The organism is Mesorhizobium sp. B2-4-7 (genome assembly GCF_006442685.1).
Taxonomy (GTDB): Bacteria; Pseudomonadota; Alphaproteobacteria; order Rhizobiales; family Rhizobiaceae; genus Mesorhizobium.
Genome location: NZ_VFVH01000011.1, coordinates 175,122 through 195,838, shown reverse-complemented (window position 1 = coordinate 195,838; position 20,717 = coordinate 175,122). Strand labels below are relative to the sequence as shown.

Annotated in this window: 22 protein-coding genes; 1 reads left to right on the top strand and 21 read right to left on the bottom strand. The window is 63.8% G+C overall.

What is annotated here, in order from left to right:
- Position 1 precedes the first annotated feature (1 nt).
- From FJ946_RS25545 to FJ946_RS25530, 4 genes are read right to left on the bottom strand one after another with little or no spacing between them, the layout of a single operon-like run.
- Positions 2–1,021 carry an ABC transporter permease gene (locus FJ946_RS25545; RefSeq protein ID WP_181165269.1) on the bottom strand — a complete coding sequence of 340 codons (1,020 nt, stop codon included), beginning with the start codon at positions 1,019–1,021 and terminating at the stop codon, positions 2–4.
- A gap of 43 nt (positions 1,022–1,064) precedes the next feature.
- Positions 1,065–2,009, bottom strand: coding sequence for a substrate-binding domain-containing protein (locus FJ946_RS25540; protein ID WP_140499889.1), 945 nt, complete (start codon positions 2,007–2,009; stop codon positions 1,065–1,067).
- A gap of 55 nt (positions 2,010–2,064) precedes the next feature.
- The gene (locus FJ946_RS25535; protein WP_140567567.1) at positions 2,065–2,979 is read right to left on the bottom strand and encodes a sugar phosphate isomerase/epimerase; all 915 of its coding nucleotides are present in this window, start codon (positions 2,977–2,979) and stop codon (positions 2,065–2,067) included.
- A 42-nt stretch (positions 2,980–3,021) separates the two neighbouring features.
- Entirely contained in the window at positions 3,022–4,119 is a 1,098-nt protein-coding gene (locus tag FJ946_RS25530; protein ID WP_140499892.1) for a Gfo/Idh/MocA family oxidoreductase, read from the bottom strand.
- A gap of 455 nt (positions 4,120–4,574) precedes the next feature.
- On the opposite strand from FJ946_RS25530, the gene FJ946_RS25525 reads away from it, so the two are divergent.
- The gene (locus FJ946_RS25525; RefSeq protein ID WP_140567570.1) at positions 4,575–5,603 is read left to right on the top strand and encodes a LacI family DNA-binding transcriptional regulator; all 1,029 of its coding nucleotides are present in this window, start codon (positions 4,575–4,577) and stop codon (positions 5,601–5,603) included.
- Positions 5,604–5,654: 51 nt separating this feature from the next.
- Here the strand turns inward: FJ946_RS25525 and FJ946_RS25520 are convergent, their stop codons facing one another.
- The 17 genes from FJ946_RS25520 to FJ946_RS31315 all read right to left on the bottom strand — a co-directional run bounded on the left by FJ946_RS25520 (position 5,655) and on the right by FJ946_RS31315 (position 20,616).
- Positions 5,655–6,674 carry an aliphatic sulfonate ABC transporter substrate-binding protein gene (locus tag FJ946_RS25520; RefSeq protein WP_140567572.1) on the bottom strand — a complete coding sequence of 340 codons (1,020 nt, stop codon included), beginning with the start codon at positions 6,672–6,674 and terminating at the stop codon, positions 5,655–5,657.
- 36 nt (positions 6,675–6,710) lie between these two features.
- Complete coding sequence (locus FJ946_RS25515) at positions 6,711–7,610, bottom strand: ABC transporter permease (protein ID WP_140561053.1); 900 nt, start codon at positions 7,608–7,610, stop codon at positions 6,711–6,713.
- A gap of 12 nt (positions 7,611–7,622) precedes the next feature.
- Positions 7,623–8,459, bottom strand: a complete 837-nt coding sequence (locus FJ946_RS25510; protein ID WP_140499899.1) for an ABC transporter ATP-binding protein — start codon at positions 8,457–8,459, stop codon at positions 7,623–7,625.
- 13 nt (positions 8,460–8,472) lie between these two features.
- A complete protein-coding gene (locus FJ946_RS25505; RefSeq protein WP_140499901.1) occupies positions 8,473–8,799 on the bottom strand; it encodes a ferredoxin family protein in 327 nt (108 codons plus the stop codon).
- A complete protein-coding gene (locus FJ946_RS25500; protein ID WP_140567575.1) occupies positions 8,796–10,421 on the bottom strand; it encodes an FAD-binding protein in 1,626 nt (541 codons plus the stop codon). Before FJ946_RS25500 ends, FJ946_RS25505 begins: the two co-directional genes overlap by 4 nt.
- 27 nt (positions 10,422–10,448) lie before the next feature.
- Entirely contained in the window at positions 10,449–11,045 is a 597-nt protein-coding gene (locus tag FJ946_RS25495; RefSeq protein WP_140567578.1) for a thioredoxin family protein, read from the bottom strand.
- Between the two features lie 246 nt (positions 11,046–11,291).
- Positions 11,292–11,741 carry a DUF126 domain-containing protein gene (locus tag FJ946_RS25490; protein ID WP_140547456.1) on the bottom strand — a complete coding sequence of 150 codons (450 nt, stop codon included), beginning with the start codon at positions 11,739–11,741 and terminating at the stop codon, positions 11,292–11,294.
- The gene (locus FJ946_RS25485; protein ID WP_140567580.1) at positions 11,738–12,988 is read right to left on the bottom strand and encodes an aconitase X; all 1,251 of its coding nucleotides are present in this window, start codon (positions 12,986–12,988) and stop codon (positions 11,738–11,740) included. Before FJ946_RS25485 ends, FJ946_RS25490 begins: the two co-directional genes overlap by 4 nt.
- A gap of 58 nt (positions 12,989–13,046) precedes the next feature.
- Positions 13,047–14,111 carry an ABC transporter ATP-binding protein gene (locus FJ946_RS25480; protein WP_140567583.1) on the bottom strand — a complete coding sequence of 355 codons (1,065 nt, stop codon included), beginning with the start codon at positions 14,109–14,111 and terminating at the stop codon, positions 13,047–13,049.
- Positions 14,111–14,899: an ABC transporter permease gene (locus FJ946_RS25475; RefSeq protein ID WP_140521546.1), complete on the bottom strand. Its 789-nt coding sequence runs from the start codon at positions 14,897–14,899 to the stop codon at positions 14,111–14,113. The genes FJ946_RS25480 and FJ946_RS25475 overlap by 1 nt, the downstream gene beginning before the upstream one ends.
- Complete coding sequence (locus tag FJ946_RS25470) at positions 14,899–15,768, bottom strand: ABC transporter permease (RefSeq protein ID WP_140521545.1); 870 nt, start codon at positions 15,766–15,768, stop codon at positions 14,899–14,901. The genes FJ946_RS25475 and FJ946_RS25470 overlap by 1 nt, the downstream gene beginning before the upstream one ends.
- A 65-nt stretch (positions 15,769–15,833) precedes the next feature.
- The gene (locus FJ946_RS25465) at positions 15,834–16,895 is read right to left on the bottom strand and encodes an ABC transporter substrate-binding protein (protein ID WP_140499914.1); all 1,062 of its coding nucleotides are present in this window, start codon (positions 16,893–16,895) and stop codon (positions 15,834–15,836) included.
- A 40-nt stretch (positions 16,896–16,935) separates the two neighbouring features.
- Complete coding sequence (locus FJ946_RS25460) at positions 16,936–17,919, bottom strand: PfkB family carbohydrate kinase (RefSeq protein WP_140567586.1); 984 nt, start codon at positions 17,917–17,919, stop codon at positions 16,936–16,938.
- Entirely contained in the window at positions 17,916–18,968 is a 1,053-nt protein-coding gene (locus FJ946_RS25455) for an ADP-ribosylglycohydrolase family protein (RefSeq protein ID WP_140499917.1), read from the bottom strand. Before FJ946_RS25455 ends, FJ946_RS25460 begins: the two co-directional genes overlap by 4 nt.
- Positions 18,969–18,971: 3 nt before the next feature.
- Positions 18,972–19,697 (bottom strand): GntR family transcriptional regulator, encoded by a 726-nt coding sequence (locus FJ946_RS25450; RefSeq protein WP_140499919.1) that lies wholly within the window; start codon positions 19,695–19,697, stop codon positions 18,972–18,974.
- Between the two features lie 479 nt (positions 19,698–20,176).
- The gene (locus FJ946_RS25445) at positions 20,177–20,341 is read right to left on the bottom strand and encodes a DUF3309 family protein (RefSeq protein ID WP_023757858.1); all 165 of its coding nucleotides are present in this window, start codon (positions 20,339–20,341) and stop codon (positions 20,177–20,179) included.
- Positions 20,342–20,436: 95 nt separating this feature from the next.
- Entirely contained in the window at positions 20,437–20,616 is a 180-nt protein-coding gene (locus FJ946_RS31315) for a hypothetical protein (protein WP_246673058.1), read from the bottom strand.
- Positions 20,617–20,717: the final 101 nt, after the last annotated feature.

The following is a 20,717-nucleotide window of genomic DNA, read 5'->3' as shown; positions in this document are numbered from 1 at the left end:
GTCAGCTCCTTGCCGCGTTTTTCTGCAGCAAAGCATGCAGGATGAGCATGGCGAGGATGATCACGCCGACGAAGATGTTGTAGGCGAGGCCGGGCACGCCGACGAGCACGATGCCGTTACGGATGGCGCGCAGCATCAGCGCGCCGACGATGGTGCCCAGGATGGTGCCGCGTCCGCCGGTCAGCGCCGTGCCGCCAACCACCACCATGGCGATCACTTCGAGCTCATAGCCTGTGCCGGCCACCGGCGAAGCGGCCGAAATACGAAAGGCGCTGATCATGCCGGCAAGCCCGGCCAGCACCGAGGTGGCGATGAACAGCCATATCTTGACGGCGTCCGCCGGCACGCCGCGGGCCACTGCCGCGTTGCGGTTGGAACCGATGGCGCTGATCCAGTTGCCGAGCTTGGCATAGCGCAGGACGTAGATTGCCAGCAACGACAGGCCGACGAACCACCACAGCGAGGTGTAGAAGCGGAACGAGCCGATATTGAAGCTGCCGGCAAGCAGCGTCACGAAGAAGCCAGGCTGGTCCCACGACTTCAGCGGGAAACCCTGCGTGATGTAGAGGGCCGCGCCGCGCACGATCAGCAGCATGGACAGGGTCACCAGGAATGACGAGATGCCGATCTTGGTGACGATCACCCCATTGATCGCCCCAATCGCGATGCACAGTAAAAGTCCAGCCAGAAGGGCGACGCCGATATCCACCCCGCCGTTCTGCACCAGAAGCATCACGACCACTGGCGCCAGGCCGAATACGGCACCGACCGACAGGTCGAACTCGCCGGCCGTCAGAAGCAGCGTCATGCCGAGCGCGATGATGCCGAGCTCGGGCAGGAACGCCATCATGTTGGAGATGTTGAGCGGCGACAGGAAATTGCCGTCCGCGATCGCGAATACCACGAGAAGGACGACGAGGATGATGAACGAGGAAAATTGCGGCGAGCGCATCAGCCTCGACCTGCTCCTGGCGCTTGCTGCGCCCTCTTCCGCGGTGACTGCCATGACGTTCTGAACCATGCTGTTTGCAGGCGCCCGCCGCCGGCGCGGCGGGCGTCCATTTTCACTTCTTGTCGTAGAGTTTGAGGATCGGCTCGACGCTCGACGCGTCGTAGAGACCGAAAGTGTGGATGTCGTAGCCGATTGGCTCGCCCGAGGCGGCAAGCCCGAGCAGTGCTACCGGCATGAAGCCCTGCGCCGATGGGTACTGCCAGGCCGCAGCGTTGACGAAACCGTCCTGGACGGCTTGCGCCGTCTCCTTCGAATTGCCCCAGCCGACGACCGGGATTTTGCCTGCCGGCACGCCGGCGCCGTCGAAGACCCGCTTGACGCTGGCCGCCACGGAATCGCCGAGCGCGATGATCGCCGGCGGATTGTTGGCAACCATATAGTCGGTCATCTTGGCGATGATGCCGGCCGGATCGGTGCCGCAATCGACCACGTCATATTTGATGCCGAGCGGATCGAAGACGCTGGCGATGCCTTCGGTCTCGAGCTGCTGGTAGCTTGCGCCGGGGACTTCGACCGGCAGAAAGACCTTGTCACCCTGCTTCACCATTTTGTGGTCGACAAGATACTTTGCCCAGATCGTGCCGGCCTCCTTCAGGTCGGCGCCGACATAGGCCTGCCGCCCCGTCGCCGGATCGTCGGTGTTGAAGAACACGATCGGGATGCCGGCGGCCTTCGCCGCCTTGACCTCCTCGGTCCACAGGCCAGGCTGCGCCGAGGTGGTGGCGATGCCATCGGGCTTGGCGGCAAGCGCGGAATTGAAGGCTTCCTTCTGCGCCGCCATGTCGCCGCCGCTGAAGGAGATCTTGCAGGTCACCTTGAGCTGGTCGCAGGCCTTTGTGGCGCCGGCGTTCCAGTCGATCCAGAACGCATCCGACGGGCCGCCATGCGACAGTAGATAAAAGGTCTTCTGGCCGTCCTGTGCCTGCGCGGCCGACCCGAACGCGATGCCGGCAAGCACAGTCGCGGCGGCCGCCAATTTCAATGCAAATTTCAACATTGCTTTCCTCCTTGTTTGGAGCCGTGCCGCCATGCACAGGCGGCGCGGCCGGCCGTCACAGGCCGTTGGCGCGGAACTTCCCGTCGAGGAATGTCTTGGCGCGCGGCACGTCGTCTTCCGACAGGTGCTCGATGATGACCGGAATGTTCGGGTGCTTCTCGGCAAGCCGCTGAAGATAAAGGTCGTAGTTGAGCGAGCCGAGGCCGGGCGCCGGCAGTTCGATCTCGCCGACGCCGCGGAAGGTGTGGCTTTCCATGGCATCCTCATCGCCGATGTCGGCGTGCTTTTCCGACTTGTCGCTGCCCGAGCGCTTGACGTCCTTGGCATGCGCTATCTTGATTTTGTCCGTCAACGTGTCGAACACCTGGTTCAGGATCTGGTCCATCCTGTCGATGTTGTGCGTCTCGAAGTAGTTGGTCGGGTCCATCAAGAGGCCCAGGCCGGGATGGTCGACCTGCGCGAACATCTTGACCGTTTCCTCGACCGAGCCGACGACGTTGTTGACATAGGTTTCGAGCAGGAAGACCGCGCCATGGTCATAGGCGGTTTGCGCAAGATCAGCGATCACCTTGCGGCATTCCTCGAACCCCTCCTCGGTCTTGTTCTTGGGGTGGTGCACCCAGTCGGATTCGGTGTTGTAGGTGCCGGTTTCCGAGATCACGTAGGGCGAGCCGAAATGGCGGGCGTTGCGGATGATTTCCTTGAGGTAGCCGACGCGCTTGTCGCGCTCTGCCTTGTCGGGATGGATGATGTTGGTGTAGCCCGACACGCAGCAGACCGGCAGGTTGTGGTCGCGGAAGACATCGCGCACGGTCTTGGCCTTGTCTTTGGTGATCTGCCCGGCCGACAGGTCGATATCCCTGAAATGCAGATCGAGCTGCACCGTGTTGAAACCGAGCCCGCGGATCTTCTTCGCCGTCTCTTCGAGGCCGTACGGGAAATAGCCCGTGAAAATACCTGCCTGCATCATGGTGTGAATTCCTCCCTGTAAGCGATTCAGTTACCAGTGATTTCAATTGATCGGGTTTGTCGAGATTTCGGAAAGCTTGACCGTGCGGCCCGAAGCGATCGAGCGGTAACCCGCCTCTACCAGCGCCATGGTCTTGACGTTGTCGGCGACGGAAAGCGCCGGTGGCGTGCCTGTCTTCACCGCGTGCTGGAGTTGTTCCATCACGCCGATGAAAGCATGCGGGAACCACATCGTGTCCCAGCTTGGGCTCACCCACTCGCCATCCGTCGTCTCGGCCGAGGCATAGGTGAGCGTGGAGGCCGCACCGGTCGGCCAGCCGATCGTGCCCTTGGCGACGCCCTTGGTGCCGTCGACGCGCCAGTTGATGTGCTGGTCGTCCTTGTAGCCTTCCTGGCGTGGGCCGGACCAGACATCCTCGAGCGACACGGCAAGCACGCCGGACGGGAAGCGCAGCGTCGAGACGGTGATGCCGTCGGTGTGTTCGAAAGTCGTGCGCGGATCCTTGCGCGTCAGCGTGGTGATCTCATCGGGATCGCCGAACAGGAAACGCAGCACGTCGAGATGATGCACGCTCATATTGGCAAGCGTCAGCCGGTCGTACTCCTCGAGGAAGCCTTGCCAGTGCGGGATCGCATGCATGTCGATCTGCGCGAAGACGACGTCGCCGAGCGCGCCGCTGTCGATGATCTGCTTCAGCACGCGCATCGACTGGTCGTAGCGCATGTTCTGGTTGACCGAGAGGATCTTGCCAGCCTTCGCCGCCTCGTCGCGCAGCTTCACCGCTTCCTCGACCGACAGCGCCAGCGGCTTCTGCGCCAGGATCGCCTTGATGTGCTTCTGCTCCAGCGCGTGGCGGATCAGCGCCGGCTGCTGGTCCGGTGGGAAAGCCAGGTCGATGATCTCGACTTGCGGATCCTCGATCAGTCGTTCCGGCGTGTCGTGGACGGTCGGAATGCCCCAGCGCGTGGCGACCTTCTGCGCATTCGCCCTTGTGCGCGAAGCGATCGCCACGACAGGAAAGCCTGCTTCCTTATAGGCCGCGAGATGGCATTCGGCCATGATCATGCCGGCGCCGACGCAGCCGATCTTGAATTCCCTGGTGCGAACCTTCACGTCCGGCTCGAAGCCTTTGCCTGCCATCTCTTCCTCCCAGAATCTGTCTTCGCGGCCGTCGTCATCTCGCCAACGCGCTTCCAGATGCTGGCAACCGGAGCCGCGGCATGCGGATCGGATCAGGCATTGGAATTCCTCCCTCAGGGCCAATGTTTCCTCCACAGCCATGAGGGACATTGACGGCAGTACGGGAAGGCTGTCAACATCATAAATAATCAAAACACCTCATAACATCGCAACGAGGCAGGGAAATGCGTCATACGGAGATCCATCTAGCGCTCATGATGCCTCGATTTGATGGGAAATCTATTTTCCCATGCCGACGCGATCCTGCCGGGCGATCTGATTTAGCCTGGCTGCTTGCGCATCGGCCAAGGCCGGATACATCATTTCCCATCAGAATCGCGGATGGCGAAGAGCAGTCGCCACCCGGCCGGCGGTCGGCATTGCGTGATCCTGATGCATTGAGGAGATGAAAGACGGTGCGTTCCACCCTGACTGACATAGCCCGGGAAGCCGGCGTTTCCGCCGCCACCGTCGACCGTGTTCTCAACAACCGTCCGGGTGTGCGGGCGCGCACGCGCGAAATCGTGCTCGAAATGGCGCGGCGTCTTGGCTACATCGCCGAAGGCGCGAACGGGGCGCCTCTCAAGCCCTTGTCCGGCGATGTCATCCGGCTCGACTTCGCGCTGCCGGCCGGCACCAATTCCTTCATCAAGATGCTGCATCGCCACATCGAAGCCCAAGCCTTGGCGCGGCCGAATCTCGATGTCCACATCGCCACCATAGAGGGCTTCAATCCCGACCGGCTCGCACGCCTTTTGCAGGATCTGCGCGGCCAGACTCAGGGCGTCGGCGTCATCGCGCTCGACCATCCGACGGTGCGCGAGGCGATCCGCTCGCTGTCGGCCAACGACGTCAAGGTGGTGACCATCGCCTCCGACATCCTGCATGTGCCAAGGGTCGCGTATATCGGCATCGACAACCGCGCCGCCGGACGGCTGGCGGGCTATTTGCTCAACCGTTTCATGGGGTCGGAACGTCCTGGCAAGGTGGCGCTGTTCGCCGGCTCGCTCTCCTATCGCGGCCATGAGGAACGCGAGATGGGATTCCGGCACATATTGGCCGAGGAATCGCCCAATCTGGAGATCGTCGAAATGCGCGAGATGCTTGACGACCGCGAAAAGGCCTATTCGGAGGCATCAGCCCTTCTGGAGCGGCACCCCGACCTGGCCGCGATCTACAATGTCGGCGCGGGCAACACCGGCATTGCCCGCGCGCTCAAGGAGCGCGGCCGTGCGATATCGATGGTTTTCCTCGGCCATGAGGTAACCGAAGGCACCAAGGAGCTTCTGCTCGACGGCACGCTCGACGCGGTCATCGACCAGAACCCGCGCGTCGAAGCGCGCGAAGCGCTCAACACCTTGACCCACGCGGTCCGGAGACTGCCTTACGAATTGCACCAGCCGAGGCTCCAGGTGATCTTCAAGGAGAACATCCCGGAGATCTGACACTCTCTGAAATGGAGCGGCGCCGGAACCCCTGCCCGTTCAGCACGCCCGCTACTGGACGGCCGCGACTTCCGCGCCGGCCGCGTCGACAAAGCTCTTGTCGATCCATTTGCCGTAGTCGATCGAGCCCTTCAAAAGCCCGGCACCGGCCATGAATTTCTCTTCGCCCTTGAGCGCCTCGATCGCATCGTCGGTCAGCCTCGGATCCTGGTGGAAAACGCCGTCCGCATAGGTCTTGCGTACCGATTTCTCCGACGACTTGGTCGCCTCGACGAATGCCTTGATCGTCTCGTCGGGATGGGCATCGGCCCAGCGCGAAATCTCGATGTCGACCTTCAGCAGCCGCTTGACCAGGTCGGGATATTTCGCCGCGAAGGCACCGTTGACCGAAATAACGTTCGGCACGTTCCATTCCGGATGGGTGCTGGTGTCGAAGAGCACCCGTGCCTCGCCGGTGTCGACCAGCTTGGCCGCGGTCGAATCCGTTTCGACGAGGGCGTCGATGTCGCCGCGCAGCAGTGCCGGGCCGGATGCCTCGAAAGGCAGGTTCAATCCCTCGACATCACCGGTCGTCAGGCCGACGCTGTTCAGCGCCTTGCTGAAATTCGAGTGCCGCACCGTACCGGTGAGATAGGCGACCTTCTTGCCTTTGAGGTCCTGCAGCGTCTTCAGTGGAGAGTCGGATTTGACCACGATATACGAGCCGCCCGACCGCACATAGCTCGACAGGCCAATCAGCTTGACATCGGCGCCGGAGGCGGCGACGCGCAACGCGGGATTGTTGCCGGTATAGGTGAATTCGATGGCGCCTGTCGCAAGCGCCGTCGTCGCCTCGGAGCCGCCATTGAAGGTGACAAGTTCGACCTTGATGCCGTCCTTGGCGAACTCCTTTTCCCACCAGCCGTCCTTCTGTGCGAGGACGAATTTGAGGTGCCCCGGCGCGGTGCTGCCGATGCGGATGAATTCGGGCTTGTCCTGCGCGAAGGCGGGCATGCCGCCAAGGCCGATGACGACGGCAATGGCGCCCTTCAGGAACAGCCGGCGAAATCCGTCGAATGCAATGTTGGACATGAGGAAAATCCTTGCTGATTGGAATGAGTGAACGGCTCAGATGAGCGAGGACTCGGACTGGCCTTTCCAGGCGGTCGCCCAGCGCTCGAACCAGACGAGCAAATAGTTGACGGTGAGCCCGATGACGGTCAGCGTCAGGATGCCGGCATACATGTCCGCCGTTTCCATCATCAACTGCGAGTTCTGAATAAGGAAACCGAGGCCGGATTTGGCCGCCAGCATCTCGGCGCCGATCACCGCGAACAGCGACGACTTCACCGCCAGCCTTGCGCCGGCGACAACAGAGGGGATGCTGGCCGGCAGGATAACCTTCCGGAACAGGTCGAAGTCGGACGTACCCATCGAGCGCGCCGCCTTGATCAGCAGCGGATCGACCGACTTGACGCCGCTGATCGTGTTGACCAGCAGAAAGAAGACCGAGGAGTAGAAGGTGATCGCCACCTTCGATTCCTCGCCGATGCCGAGCAAAAGGATGAACACCGGAAGCAGCGCGAATTGCGAGGTGTTGCGCAGCGTCTGCACAAGCAGGTCAGAGACCTTCTCGAACAGCGAGTAGCGCCCCATCAGCAGGCCGAGCGGAATGGCCACCACCACGCCGAAAGCGAAGCCGATCGCAGCGCGCTGCAGGCTGATGCCGATATGTTCGACCAGAACGCCCGAGGCGAGCAGGTTCCACCAAGCGACCAGCACCTCGCTCAGCGGCGGAAAGAAGATGCGGTTCAGCCAGCCGAGCCGTGGCGCGATTTCCCACACGAGAAAGAACAGGCCGAGCAGCGGCAAGCCGTAAAGGAAAGTCCCGTGGCTCGTCCCTTTGCGCCGGACCTTGGCACTGTGGGCGGTGATGGCCGGGACTCTTGCTGCGGCCGCCGTCTCGCCGGCGCCGGCAAACAGATGAAGAGCGCCGGCAGGGCCGAACTTTTCGGTAAGATAAGCCATGGCTCTACCTCCTCAATGACTGAAGGCTGGCGACAGCGTCCAGTCCTTTTGCGCCTTGTTGACCTCATCGCGCAGCGCGTCCCAGACGCGGCCGCGATATCCGTTGAATCCGGCGCTGGCGCGGATGTCCCCGTCGCGCGGCCGTGGCAGGTCGATGTCTATGATCTCCTTCACCGCGCCCGGCCGCGCCGTCATCACCACCACGCGGTCAGCGAGGAAGATTGCCTCGTCGATCGAATGGGTAACGAAGATCACTGTTGTCTTGATCTTGCCCCAGATCCGCAGCAACTCGCCCTGCAGGAGCTCGCGCGTCTGCTGGTCGAGTGCGGCGAAGGGTTCATCCATCAAAAGCACTTCCGGGTTGCTCGCCAAGGCGCGGGCGATCGCCACGCGCTGCTGCATGCCCCCGGAGAGCTGGTTGGGGAAACGGTCCTCAAAACCGGCAAGACCGAACAACGATAACAAATGGCGCGCCGTCACCGTGCGCTCGGCCTTGGCGACGCCACGCACCTCCAGCGCGTATTCGATGTTGGCCAGCGCCGTGCGCCAGGGAAACAGCGCATATTGTTGGAAGACATAGCCGGTCTTAGGATCCGGCCTGGTGATGCGCCGGCCGTCGAGCTGGACATCGCCGCCGCTCGCCTGCGTCAGCCCGCCGATGATGTCGAGCAGCACAGATTTGCCCGAGCCGCTCGGGCCGACCAAAGTGATGAACTCGCCTTTGCGGATCGAAAGATCGACGCCGTCGAGCACGGTGACGCGGTCGGTCTCCTCGCCGTCGACGGTGACGAACTGCCCCGGCTTGAGCAGAAAGGTCTTCTTGATATCGCTGACGACGATGCGGTCCATGTCCTGTCGCTTCCTATTGCGCCACGCGGATGCGGTGCGTCGGGTCGAATTCAGAGCCGCCGGCCTTGCCGCGCTTCCAGCCGAGCGCGCGGGCGTAGCCGCCGAACAGTTGACGTGCCTCGACCTGCGCTTCCGTGATGCCGGTCGGCCCCTCGGCGAACTCGGCCACGTAAAGCGCGTCGGTCGGGCAGTAGATTTCACAGAGAAAGCAGGTCTGGCAGTCGTCCTGACGGGCGATCACAGGCGCGCCGTCCTTGGTAGCGTCGAACACATTGGTCGGGCACACCTTGACGCAGATGTCGCATTCGACGCAGCGCGCGGCCGAGACGATCTCGATCATGACGCCAGCTCCGCCAGGCGCTCCGGCGCCCCGGCAATGCGGAAGTCGTCGACGCCGGTGATGACCAGCCGATGCGCGAGGGCCGGGTTCTTGCCCTGCAGATCGGTGCGCCGATGCATGCCGCGGCTTTCTGTCCGATACAGCGCGGCCGCCACCGACCAGCGCCCCGCGGCGGCGATCGACGCCGCCTCGCGCGCGCGGACCCGGTCCACCCCTTCGCCCCGCAGATGGTCGCGCACGTCGCGCCAGACACTCTCCAGCCGCCCCCGGCTTTTCTCCAAGCTCTCGCCGTTGCGGAAGAAATTTTTGTCGAGCGGCGTCACCTCGTTGCGCACCGCCTCGATGACCTCGCCTGCAGCGATGTCGGCACGCGGCGAGGCCGCCGGGCGCAGGCCGGCCTGACCGAGTGGTTCGACGGTGTCGCGGAACGCCCTGCCGCCGCGACGCTTCGAATGGGTCGAGGCGCCCTTGCCCGCCCACCAGCCGCTGGCCAGCGCCCAGGAGGAATTGACGGCGCCGCCGCCCGATACCGCTCCGGTCATGATCTCGCGGCTGGCGGCGTCGCCTGCGACATAGAGGCCGGGCACGCCGGTGGCGCAGTCGTCGGAGACGATGTCGATGCCGCCGGTACCGCGTACCGTGCCTTCGGCGCGCAGGGTGATGCGGAACAGCTCGGTGAATGGATCGACACCGGCGCGGTCATAAGGCACGAAGCAGTTCGGCTGCCCTTGGCGCAACCAGCCTTGCAGCGCCGGCTCCGCCTGATCGAGCCGCGCATAGACCGGTCCCCCGATCAATGCGCGCGCCACCTCGTCCTCGCGGTCGCCGATGCCGTTGCGCAGCGGCTCACCGGCAGGGCCTAGGATCGGCGATCCATCCTCGCGATGGAATGAGGCCCAGCGGAACGGCAGCCCCTTGTTCAGCGAAGACCCAAAGGGCGCCAACGTGTATTTGCCGGTAAACTCCATGCCCGACAGGCTGGCACCGGCCTCCGCCGCCATCAGATAGCCGTCGCCGGTCAGTCCAGTCCCGCCGAGGATGCGCTCACGGAAAGCGCAGCCGCCGGTCGCCAGCACCACTGCGTTGGCGTCGACGCGCCAGTCCTGGCCGGCCTGCCGGCCGATACCGGCCGCGCCTACGACGGCATCGCCATCCGACAGGAGTTCCAGCGCCGGATGATGGTCGAGCACGGTAACGCCAGCCAGAAGCACACGGCGGCGCATGAAGCGCATGTAGTCGGGCCCGCGCAGATTGGCGATGTAGAGCCGGCCGTCATCCTCGCTTGGGAACGGATAGCCCCACTCGGAAAGCCTGAGCAGGTTGCGATAGGCCGTGTCGACGCAGCGCAGCATCCAGCGCTGGTCCGCAAGCTCGCCAGTGCGCTGCCAGCGTCGCTCGACCACCGCATGCCTGTTGTCGCCCGGCGGTACGCACCAGGTACCCGTATTGGACGGCGCGGTGGCGCCGCTGGTGCCGAGATAGCCCTTGTCGGCCAGCACCACCTGCGCGCCCCTTTCGGCAGCGGCGACCGCCGCCCAGGCTGCGGACGGGCCTCCGCCCAGCACGAGCACGTCGGTCTGGAGTTGCAGCCTGTCGGACGCGGATTTTTGAGGCATGGACATGGATGCTCTGCGAAGGAGTGCGAGGCGCTAAGCAGCGCGTGCAGCGCCCGAGAACCACGCCGGCTCATTGCCGGCGCTCCATTTGATGTTGCAGCCGATCGACGGCACCTGGCCGGCGGCGGGCCTGCCGCCCTCCAGCACCGCGTCGACCGCCGCGCGCAGGTCGTTACCCGTCACCGCCTTGCCATTGCCCGGCCGCGCATCGTCGAACTGGCCATGATAGGCAAGCCGCCGGCCGGCGCCGAACAGGAAGAAGTCGGGTGTACAGGCCGCGCCATAGGCTTTCGCCGTCTGCTGCGAGGCATCCTTGAGATAGGGGAAGGAATAGCCGAATTTCTCCACTTCCTCGCCGATGCGGGCCAGCGTCTCTTCGGGATGCGCCTCATGGTCGTTGGCATTGATGGCCACCACTTGCAGCCCCTTGCCCGCATATTCCCTGGCGAAAGCGGCAAGCTGCTCGCGGATCAGCACGACGAAAGGGCAGCGGTTGGAGATAAAGGCGACGAGCAAGGCGGGCTTTGCATCGAAATCGCCGAGCCGGTGCAGCACGCCTTGTGCGTCGGGCAGCAGGAAATCGGCCGCTTTGGTGCCAAGCTCGATCGAGTTGGATTCTGTCTTCGGCATCAATGCGCTCCCTTCTTGCTGCCGCTCAGACGGACCATGCCGTGCAGCGCCGGACGAAGTTAGTCTATGAATTTAGTAGAATTATAGGCTAGACAACCCGCCTCCGGTCAACCGCGCCGCTTGGAATATCGTGCCAATGTTTCGGGCCGGGCGAAAAGTTTGTTCGAACGGAAGGCCGTTTTGAAAGAAATGAGATTTGGCGGGGAGCGAAGCCGCAACTGCCTTCGTCGTCCGCGTCGAGCTTGGTCAGGAAACGGTTTCCTTGCGGACAATTGCCCTGTCATCCCCGCCGACATCGATCGCGATCCGCTCGCCGGAAACAATGCCGTTAATGTCGCAGACCACCAGCGGCATGCTGATCCCGTGGAGAAATTCCGCGACGATGGCGCCCACTGCCAGGATCGGGTCAGGCCGTTCCAGGAGGATGCCGGCCGGAGCCGTGCCCCTGCGGATTGCCTCGGCCAGCACCGAGGATGAGGACGAGGAGCCGCGCCCGCTCGGCATGATCAGGATTTTCCCGGCGACGTTCTGGCCGAGGCCAGGATGCGAGTGATCCGTTATGTCGCCTGTCGTGGCATCAACGCCGCCCCAGAAGCTCAGCGGTTGCGAGAATACCAACGCCCGGCCCTCGGCACTCCCGGCCAGTTGGAAGGTGCCGGATCGCTGGACGACGCCCGGTTCCACCGGCGCGGTCATGACGCGCCCCGCACGACATGCCCCACCGCGGCGGAGCGGATGCAATCCGCCATATCCGCGAACGCAACCGTCACGCCGATATTGCCCGGAGCGTAATGCGCCCATTTGCCGGAATTGGTCATCACCACGCCGTCGAGCCGTTCCAGAATCGCAGTGACATAGGTGCAGGTGTCGGCGACGGGGATCAGGCCGAACGCCTGTGTGCCATCAAGCGCGCCCTCCTCCTGCAATCGCGTCAGCGTCGCGCGACCGGTGTTGACATAGATCGGGATGCCCCTGCCCGGCGCGATGGCACGCAGCAAGGGCAGCAGGCGCATCCATTCCGCATGCGAGAAATGCGGAGTGCCCAGCGACACGGCCGCCAGCGGCGCCCCGTCGGGTACGCGCGACAGCTTGGCCAGTGCATGATCGATATCGGCGCGCGTGATGCGGATCGTCTCTTCCGGCGCTTGACCATGGAACGCCTCGTCGAGCGTTCCCGCTTCGGGCGTGATGCCGACCGCATGGAACAGCGCCACGGCGCCGGTAGTCGCTGCTGCCGCGCCCAGCGCCTTCAGCTGGTCCTCGTCGCGCGGCCGTGGCAGACCTGTGACAACCGGAACGCGATCGCCGCTGGGTTGCCCGATGATCAGTCCGACGCCGACGAACAGGGCGTCGCTCGGCTCTGGCTCAGCAAAGTCCAGCTCGAACAGGATGCGGCCGCGCCGGTTCTCGCTCAGATGCAGGCCCCAGGCCGGCGCGCGGCCCGTCATGGCGCAGCACAGGTCGATGAAATCGCCATAGCGGTTGGTGCGCGCGCCGATCACCGAATTTGCAAACACGATGGCGTTGGATTCGCCCCAGGCGATCTGCTGCCCGAAATCTGGCCGGAACCGCGTCTGGTAGGGCGCGCAGGTGAAGGTCGCCTGGCAGCCGAGCTCGACATGCGCCTTCATCAGCCGCCGCGCCGGCGCTTCCTCCGCCGCGGGCATCTTCACCATGCCGGGATGGATGAGATCGAATGAGCCGACATTGAGCGTCGTCGGCACCTGCACGCGGCCGCCGCCCTCGACCAGCCGTTCGACGAAATCGAGCCCTGCCGTGCCATGGTAGAGGCAGCCATCGATATGGGCGCCGGCAATGTCGAGGAGGCTGTCCGCTCCGACGGCTTTGGAAAAGGCGACGAGGATCTTCATGGCCGCGGCCGCCGACGGCCCTTGCTCGCCGTCGAGCATGGATTGGTCCTCGGCAGTCAATTCCAACGTCATTGCCGCTCTGGCCCCTACTCGATCTTATGGCGCGAAGGAACGCCAGCAGTTCAGTGAACTACCCCGCAGGGATCAACACCGTGCTCTGCGGGGACCAGCGTAGTACGACATGCTGACCTTCCGCCAGCCTGTCAGCGCCGGTGTTCTGGACGATGACCTTCAGCGTCTGGCCGGCACGCTCGACAAAGTAGGTGCTGTTGTTGCCGGCGAAGATGCGTTTGCAAACCTGGCCCTTCAGTATGTTGTCATCGCCGCCCGAAGTTCCGGCATCCAGGGCAATCCGAATACGCTCCGGACGCACGGCGCAGCTTGCCTTTGCGCCGGCGGCAAGCCTGCCGCCGGCCCCGGCGGCGATCGTCGTGCCGTCCGCCAAGCGGATGCCGTTGCCGGTGGTATCGCCGCGAAAGATGTTGGCATCCCCGAGGAAGATGGCGGCGAATTCGCTTTTCGGCCTGTCGTAGATCTCCTCCGGCGGCCCTTCCTGCACCAGCCGGCCATCGCGCAAGATACCGATGCGGTCGCTCATCGTCAGCGCCTCTTCCTGGTCGTGGGTGACGAAAATGGTTGTGATGCCGATCTCGCGCTGGATGCGCTTGAGCTCGATTTGCATGTCGACGCGCAGCGCCTTGTCGAGCGCGCCGAGCGGCTCGTCGAGCAAAAGCACGCGTGGCTTGGTGACGATGGCGCGCGCCAGCGCGACCCGCTGGCGCTGGCCGCCGGAGAGCTGATGCGGCTTGCGACCGCCGAGCGAGCCGAGCTGAACGAGGTCGAGCGCGCGTTGCACCTCGGTGGCAATCACCGCCTTGGCCTCGCCGCGCACCGACAGGCCGAAGGCGACATTGTCGGCGACGCTCATATTGGGGAACAGCGCGTAGTTCTGGAACACCATGCCGATGCGCCGCTTCTCGACCGGTACCCGCTCGACGCTCTCGCCGCCGATGGCGATGCGGCCGCTGTCGGGAAAATCGAAGCCGGCGATTTGCCTGAGCAGCGTGGTCTTGCCGCTGCCTGATGGCCCAAGCAGCGCGTAGAAGCCGCCATCGACGAAATCGATCGAGACGTCGTCCAACGCCTTGTGCGCGCCGAAGCTGCGCGAGACGTTTGATACCTGGACGCCCGCCATTATTTCTCTCCGCCGAATTTGAAGAAGCGCGCTGTGAGCAGCATCAGCGCCATTGACACCACGATTATGATGGTGGAGACCGCGTTGATCTCGGGCGTGAAACCCTTGCGGATCGCGGCGTAGATCTCGACCGGCAGCGTCGTCTGCCCCGGCGTCGCCAGGAAGTAGGACACCACGAACTGATCGAACGACACGGCGAACGCAAACAAGCCGCCCGCGATCACACCCGGCATGATCCACGGCAGCGTAACCCGGTTCGTCACCTGCCACTGATTGGCCCCGAGCGAGCGTGCCGCCTCTTCCAACTCCGGCGCGAAGGTTTGCAGCCGGGCCGAGACGACGACGATGACATAGGGCAGCGCCAGCGCGACATGGCCGAGCAGGATGGCGAACAGGCCGCGTCCAATGCCGATGCCGAAGAAGAAGATCAGCATCGCCGTGCCGGTGATCAGCCAGGGAATGGCGATCGGTGGGAACAACAGCGCCTGCAGGAATTTCTTGCCGCGGAATTCATTGCGGTAGAGCGCCAGGGACGCCGCCGAGCCGAGCACGGTCGAGATGACCGTGGTGATGACGGCGATCTCGATGCTGTTCCAGGTGGCGGCGATGAGCTGGTCGTTCTGCCACAGCGAGGCGTACCATTCCGTCGTCCACTCGAACGGCAGCTGGTAGAATGGCGAGACGTTGAACGACATCAGCGCCATGATAATGATGGGCAAATACAGGAAGGCGAGCAGCACCGCGATATAGAAGCGGCCGAGCCACTCCAGGATACGCGTCGTCGCCATCACGCCACCCTCCGCAGCACCGGTGCGGCCAGCGCCAGAATGATCAGCACGACGGCCAGCAGAATGAAGGAGAGTGCGGCCCCCAGCGGCCAGTTGAACACGGCGACGAACTGGTCCTCGATCACCGTGCCGTAAAAGGTGCCGCTGCGGCCGCCGAGGATCCGCGGCTCCATGAAGGAGCCGACGACGGGCACGAATATGAGGGCCGCGCCCGCCACCAGGCCCGGCATCGACAGCGGGATGATGACCCGCTTCAGCACCTGCAGCCGCGAGGCGCCGAGCGAGCGTCCGGCCTCGAGCAATGAATCGTCGATCGCCTGCAAAGTGAGATAACAGGTCAGCACCATGTAGGGCACATAGGAGTGCACCAGTCCGATGATGATCGCCGGATAGGAATACATGAGGTCGATGTTGATCTTGAACGGCAGCACAGCGTTGAGCGCGGTGTCGAGAATGCCACCTTCGCGCAGAACCATCGCCCAGGAGAAGATGCGCACCAGCCCGTTCGACCAGAACGGCAGGATGACGAGCAGGAAGATCGCCTCGCGGCTGCGCCCCTTCAGCACCTTGGCCAGTACATAAGCCGCGGGATAGCCGATGACGATGCACCACAAGGTCACCTCGAGGCCGAGGCGCAGCGAGGCGAGCAGCAGCGTCAGGTAAAGGTTCTGCGAGAAGAAGGCGGCGTAGTTGCCAAGCGTGAACGCCCACGGCTTTCCCGTCAGCGGCAGGTCGGTCATGAACGAGAAGAACACCATGGCCGACAACGGCAGGAAGATCGCCACCGTCAGCCAGAGATAGGCGGGCGCCAGCAGCGGCAGTGCCGACCTCAGCCCGCCGCGCACTGCGACCGCACCCTCTGCTGCCATGCTATCCTCCTCCCCGGATTGGAAGGACCAACCGGCGCGAACGCCGGCTGGCCCTGGCGCGGGTTTTACTTCACGTCGACCTTGAGCTGCTGCCAGAGCGTAAGATAAGCTTCGCGCTGCGCATCGGTGATCGGAGCCTGGAACTGGATGCGCTTGGCGACTGTGGGATCACCCATCACCTTGCGGTTGAACGAATCCTCGGGCAACGCTTCCACCGCCTTGGTGTTGGCCGACACCGGTGCACCGACCTTGGTGACCCATTCGACATAGAATTTCGGATCGATCATGTAATTGATGAAGGCTTCGGCGCCCGCGACATTCTTGGAGCCGACCGGGATGGAGAAGGCGTCCAGCCAGGCGACGGCGCCTTCCTGCGGGATCACGAGCGAGACCGGCAGCTTGAAATGCGTCTTGGCGCGGTCGGCCGAACCGCTCCAATAGGTGCCGATGTCGATCTGGTTGGAAGCCACCATCTGGTTCCAGTCGTTCTCCGAGCTCCAGAAGGTCTTGATCTGCGGCATCAGCGAGGTGAGCTTCGTCTTGACCGCGTCCATATCCTTGATGTCGTTGATGTTCTGGCCCGTCGCGATGGCGCCGAACTGCACCGCCTCGACGGCGTCGTCGCGGATGACGACGCGGCCCTTGTGGGCGGGATTCCACATTTCGGCGATCGACGTCGGCGGCTTGTCGAAGGACTTTTCGTTGATGGCAAGGGCGGTCAGGCCCCACACCCACGGCACGCCATAGACCTTGCCGTCATGGTCGAGCATCGGCGAGTTCGCCTTGTCCTTGCTGATATCGGCATAGTTGGGCAGCTTGGAGGTGTCGATCGGCTGGATCAGCTTTTCAGCCATCGCCTGGTCGTTGAAGGCGGCGTTGATCATGACGACGTCATAGAGGCCGGGATTGGTGCGGATCTTGGTCAGCATTTCCTGTTCGGAATTGAAGAAGTCGTTGACCACCTTATGGCCGGTCGCCTTCTCGAAGGCGGCGATCGCCCATGGCTCGTCGGCGCCGTAGCCCTTCCAGTTGAGCACGTGCACTTCATCGGCCTTGGCGGCAAAAGTAAGTGCGGAGGTGAAGACGGCCGTCGCCGTCAGCAGGGCAGTAAAGTCAGGCATGCGCATGTTCGTTCCTCTCTTTTGTTTGCCCGCTTCCCGGGCTTAATCAGGCTGTCTGATGGGCCTTCCGGTTCTGGCCTCGCGCGCCGGTCGAGCCACCGTCGGCATGGCTCAGGAAAGTCCGGATCTCCGCGTCTGTGGGCGCGGATGAACCGCCATGGCGAGTGACCGAAATGGCCGCCGCCGCATTGGCGTAGCGCGCCGCCTCGAAAGGCAGCATGCCGCGCGCGAGCGCACTTACGAAGGCGCCAATATGAGTGTCGCCGGCGCCGTTGGTATCGACCGCCGCCACCTTGAAACCGGGAATGGTCCCGGCGGAACCGTCCGCCAGTCGGATATGGCAGCCCCTGGCGCCGCAGCGGATGACGACGCCGTCGGCCTTGGGACAATGATCGGCAAGCAATCGCGCCGCAAGGGCGTCGGCATCGCCCGGGCCGGCAATGTCGGCAGCTTCCGTCGTATTGCAGCTCAGCCAGGTCGTGCGGGCGAGCACCCGCGACAGGGTGGCGCGCGAAATGTCCGAAACGACCGGCGTCGGGTCGAAGACAAGTGGAATGTCCGCCGGCAGCGTCTCGATCCAGTCGGTGAGCGCGTCGCGGCTGCCGGGATAGCTCAGCGTATAGCCTGACGTGAACACCCAATCCTCGGTCGAGACCAGCACCGGAGCCATCATGTCGAGGCTGAGCACGCTCTCCGCCCCCGGCCACGACACGAAGGTGCGTTCGGCATCGCTGGAGATCATGGCGACGCAGTTGCCGCTATCCATCAGAGGCGAAGGCTGCGTCAGAATGTTGATATCTTCGACGGCGAAGGCGGCGCGCAGGAAGTCGCCATTGGGTCCGCTGCCGAGTTGGCCTGCGAATACCACCTTCATCCCGGTGCGGATTGCCGCGACCATCATGTTGAAACCGCCACCGGCGACCTGCGCATAGCTCGAAGCCGTCTTCTCCGTGCCCGGCGCCGGCAAGGCATCGATACGGTAGACATAGTCGACCACCGCGCTGGCGATATGGACGAGACGCGCGCTCATGCCGCCGCGTCCTTGCCGGGGCCGGCCTGCTCCAGGCGACTGTGCGAGGTCCGCGCCGCGACGAGATCGGCGGCGAGCGCACGAACGCCCGCCATGTCAAAGCCTTTGAGGCGGGCGATGCGGTCCTGCGGCAATCGTGAAAGGCCGGTGCAGGCGCCGGCCATGCCTGCGGCGATGGCGCCGATCGTGTCGGTGTCGCCGCCGAGATTGGCGCTGATGACCGCCGCTTGCCAAGCATCGCCGCCGGCGACCTCCAGCACAGCAAAAGCGGCCGGAACGGACTCCTGGCTGGCAACGCCGGTGCCGACCAGATCGGTGATCAGCCGGACCGCGTCTCGTGGCGCCTTGCCGCGGATCAGATCCTGCGCCCAGGCGACGCGCGCGGCGATGTCGCCGCCGGTCACCCAGTGGCCGTGTGTCGCCCCCCGCCTCGCCGCCGCGACGGCGCTGTCGGACGCGGCGCGCCAGTCGCCGCCGGCGATGCCGCGGCTGACGGCGGCCGCGACCGCCGCGGCGGAGGCAATGGCGATCGAGGTGTTGTGTGTCGCCCGGCAGGTTTCGGCCACCTTGTCGACGAGCGCATCCAGCGGCTCCGGCTGCATCATGATGCCGAGCGGCGCGATGCGCATGGCCGCGCCATTGGTGTCGCCGCCGCGCCCAGCCTCCTCGGCTGGCACGCCCTTGTTGATGGCGTCGATGGCGCGCTTGGTCGACGGTCCCAAAAGGTCGTAGCTGCCGCGCGCCTTGACCTCGCGCTCCCAGTCGAGCAGCGCGTTGACCCAGCGCGCATGGTCGAAGCGGTCGCCTGAGGCAACCAGGATGCGGCCGAGCAGCAGCGCCTGCTCGGTATCGTCGGTGATAGTCCCGGCCGGCAGCCCTTTCGACACCGGATGATCGGCAAAGGGCGAGACGAAATCCTCGACATGGCCGTAGAGTTCGGCGATGCGCTGAGGCGACAGAAGCTGCGTCGGCATGCCGAGCGCGTCGCCCAGCGCCCCGCCGACGAGCGCACCCATGGCGCGGTCCATCTCAAGCTCGTTCTCCGGCATCGCTCAGAACCTCATATGCAGCGCGAAATGGGCGGGATTGAGCAGGCTGGTGACATATTCGACCGGCCGCTCATCGGCCGCACGCGTCAGGCGACGGCCGCGCAGGAAGGGTGTGCCTTGCGGGCACCCGAGGATAGCGGCGTCATGGGCGTTCAACATCTCGATGTCGACCCACTCCTCGCCATGGTCGGGTACAAGCCCCGCTTCGCGTAGCGTCTGGTGCAGCGAGCCTTCGCGCAAGCCCCGCAGAGGCACGTCCTCCAGCTCTGGCGACAGCGGCAGGCGGCTGCGTTCGATGGAGATGGCATGGCCGTCGCTGGCATTGGTGCGGACCCGGTCGACGGCGATGAAGAGCGGACTTTCGACGCCTAACAGCACGGCAAGGTCGTGGTCTTCGATCACCTCCAGCCGCAGCGTCCGCGTTTCGGCGTTGGCGCCGGCATTGGCCAGCGCGCGCGACCAGCCGATCGCATCATCGACCGGCTTGCCGTCAAAGGTGACGAAGGAGCCGATACCGACCTTTGTGGTGATCAATCCGCGGCTGGAAAGTTCCTCCAAGCCTTTGCGCACCGTGTTGCGGCTGACGGAGAAACGCTGCACGAGTTCGTTTTCGCTTTGCAGACGGTCGCCGAAACCCAGCACGCCGGAGCGGATCTCGTATTCCAGAACGGTGGCGATCTGCTCGGGCTTGCCCGTGCCGGGAGACAGTTTGATCGCGCTCCGCTTCATATTCGTACCTGTATAGTGAACCTGTCTAGTCCTGTTTAATCTCTCCTCGTATAGCGGACTTGTCAATGGGACGGGTCATGTGCCCCGATGCACTGCTTTCGACGATCCGCCGGCCGCAGGCGGCAACGAAGAAGGAATTTCCCCAGTGCTGGACGCGTCGCACCGTGTCGCGATCCTGCTGCGGTGACCCTACCGGCAGAAGAACGAAAGCCCGCTCCGGGAACCGGGGCGGGCCTTGGAGGAGGACAAGGGGTGGGACCTCTCCTCTTGCTTTCCACGGGGGGTGTGGACCGAAATCACCTTACGGGAGTTTCGCCAGAGGCCCGATCACAAGCCTGTTTGCCCGCATCACGATCCGGTGCGCACCGGCATCGACATTGGTCACGGGATCGCGATCAGCGACCAATGCATGTCGCCCAAACAATGCATGTCGCCCAAAAGCGGCTCTCGCCTTGTGAGAACGACGTGCACGACGCGCTTTAGATGCGTCCGAGCACGACCAGAATAATGACGATCAGCAACACAAGCCCCAGCCCGCCGCCACCATAATAACCGGTTCCGTAGAACGGACCGCCGCCGAGGCCACTGAAGCCGCCGAGCAGGGCGAGGATAAGGATGATGATAAGGATGGTTCCAAGACTCATGGCTTCCACTCCCGCAGGCACTTGCGCGCCGGTTCGGCACTTCTGGGTTGAGAATGTTGCTCACAGACAACGCTTTGAACGCGTTCGCGTTCCACCTAATGCATGACGTCGAGAAGGCGACGGCGCAATTCGTGCAGCAGTCCTGCCGCAATGGGGGGGCTTTCCGACCGGCCGACGCGCAGGATACGATAAAGCTGAAGGAACGTGACTACGGCGTAAACGGCGAGATTGTAGAAGGATAAAGCCGACAGCAAAAACAGGCGGTTGAGCGTCAAGATCGGATCCACTTCGACTTATCTCGATCTTGCATCGTCAGATCTGTGAGAGCGGATTTGCAATTCATGCTTGCATTTCTGGAACAAATAAGGAACAGTAG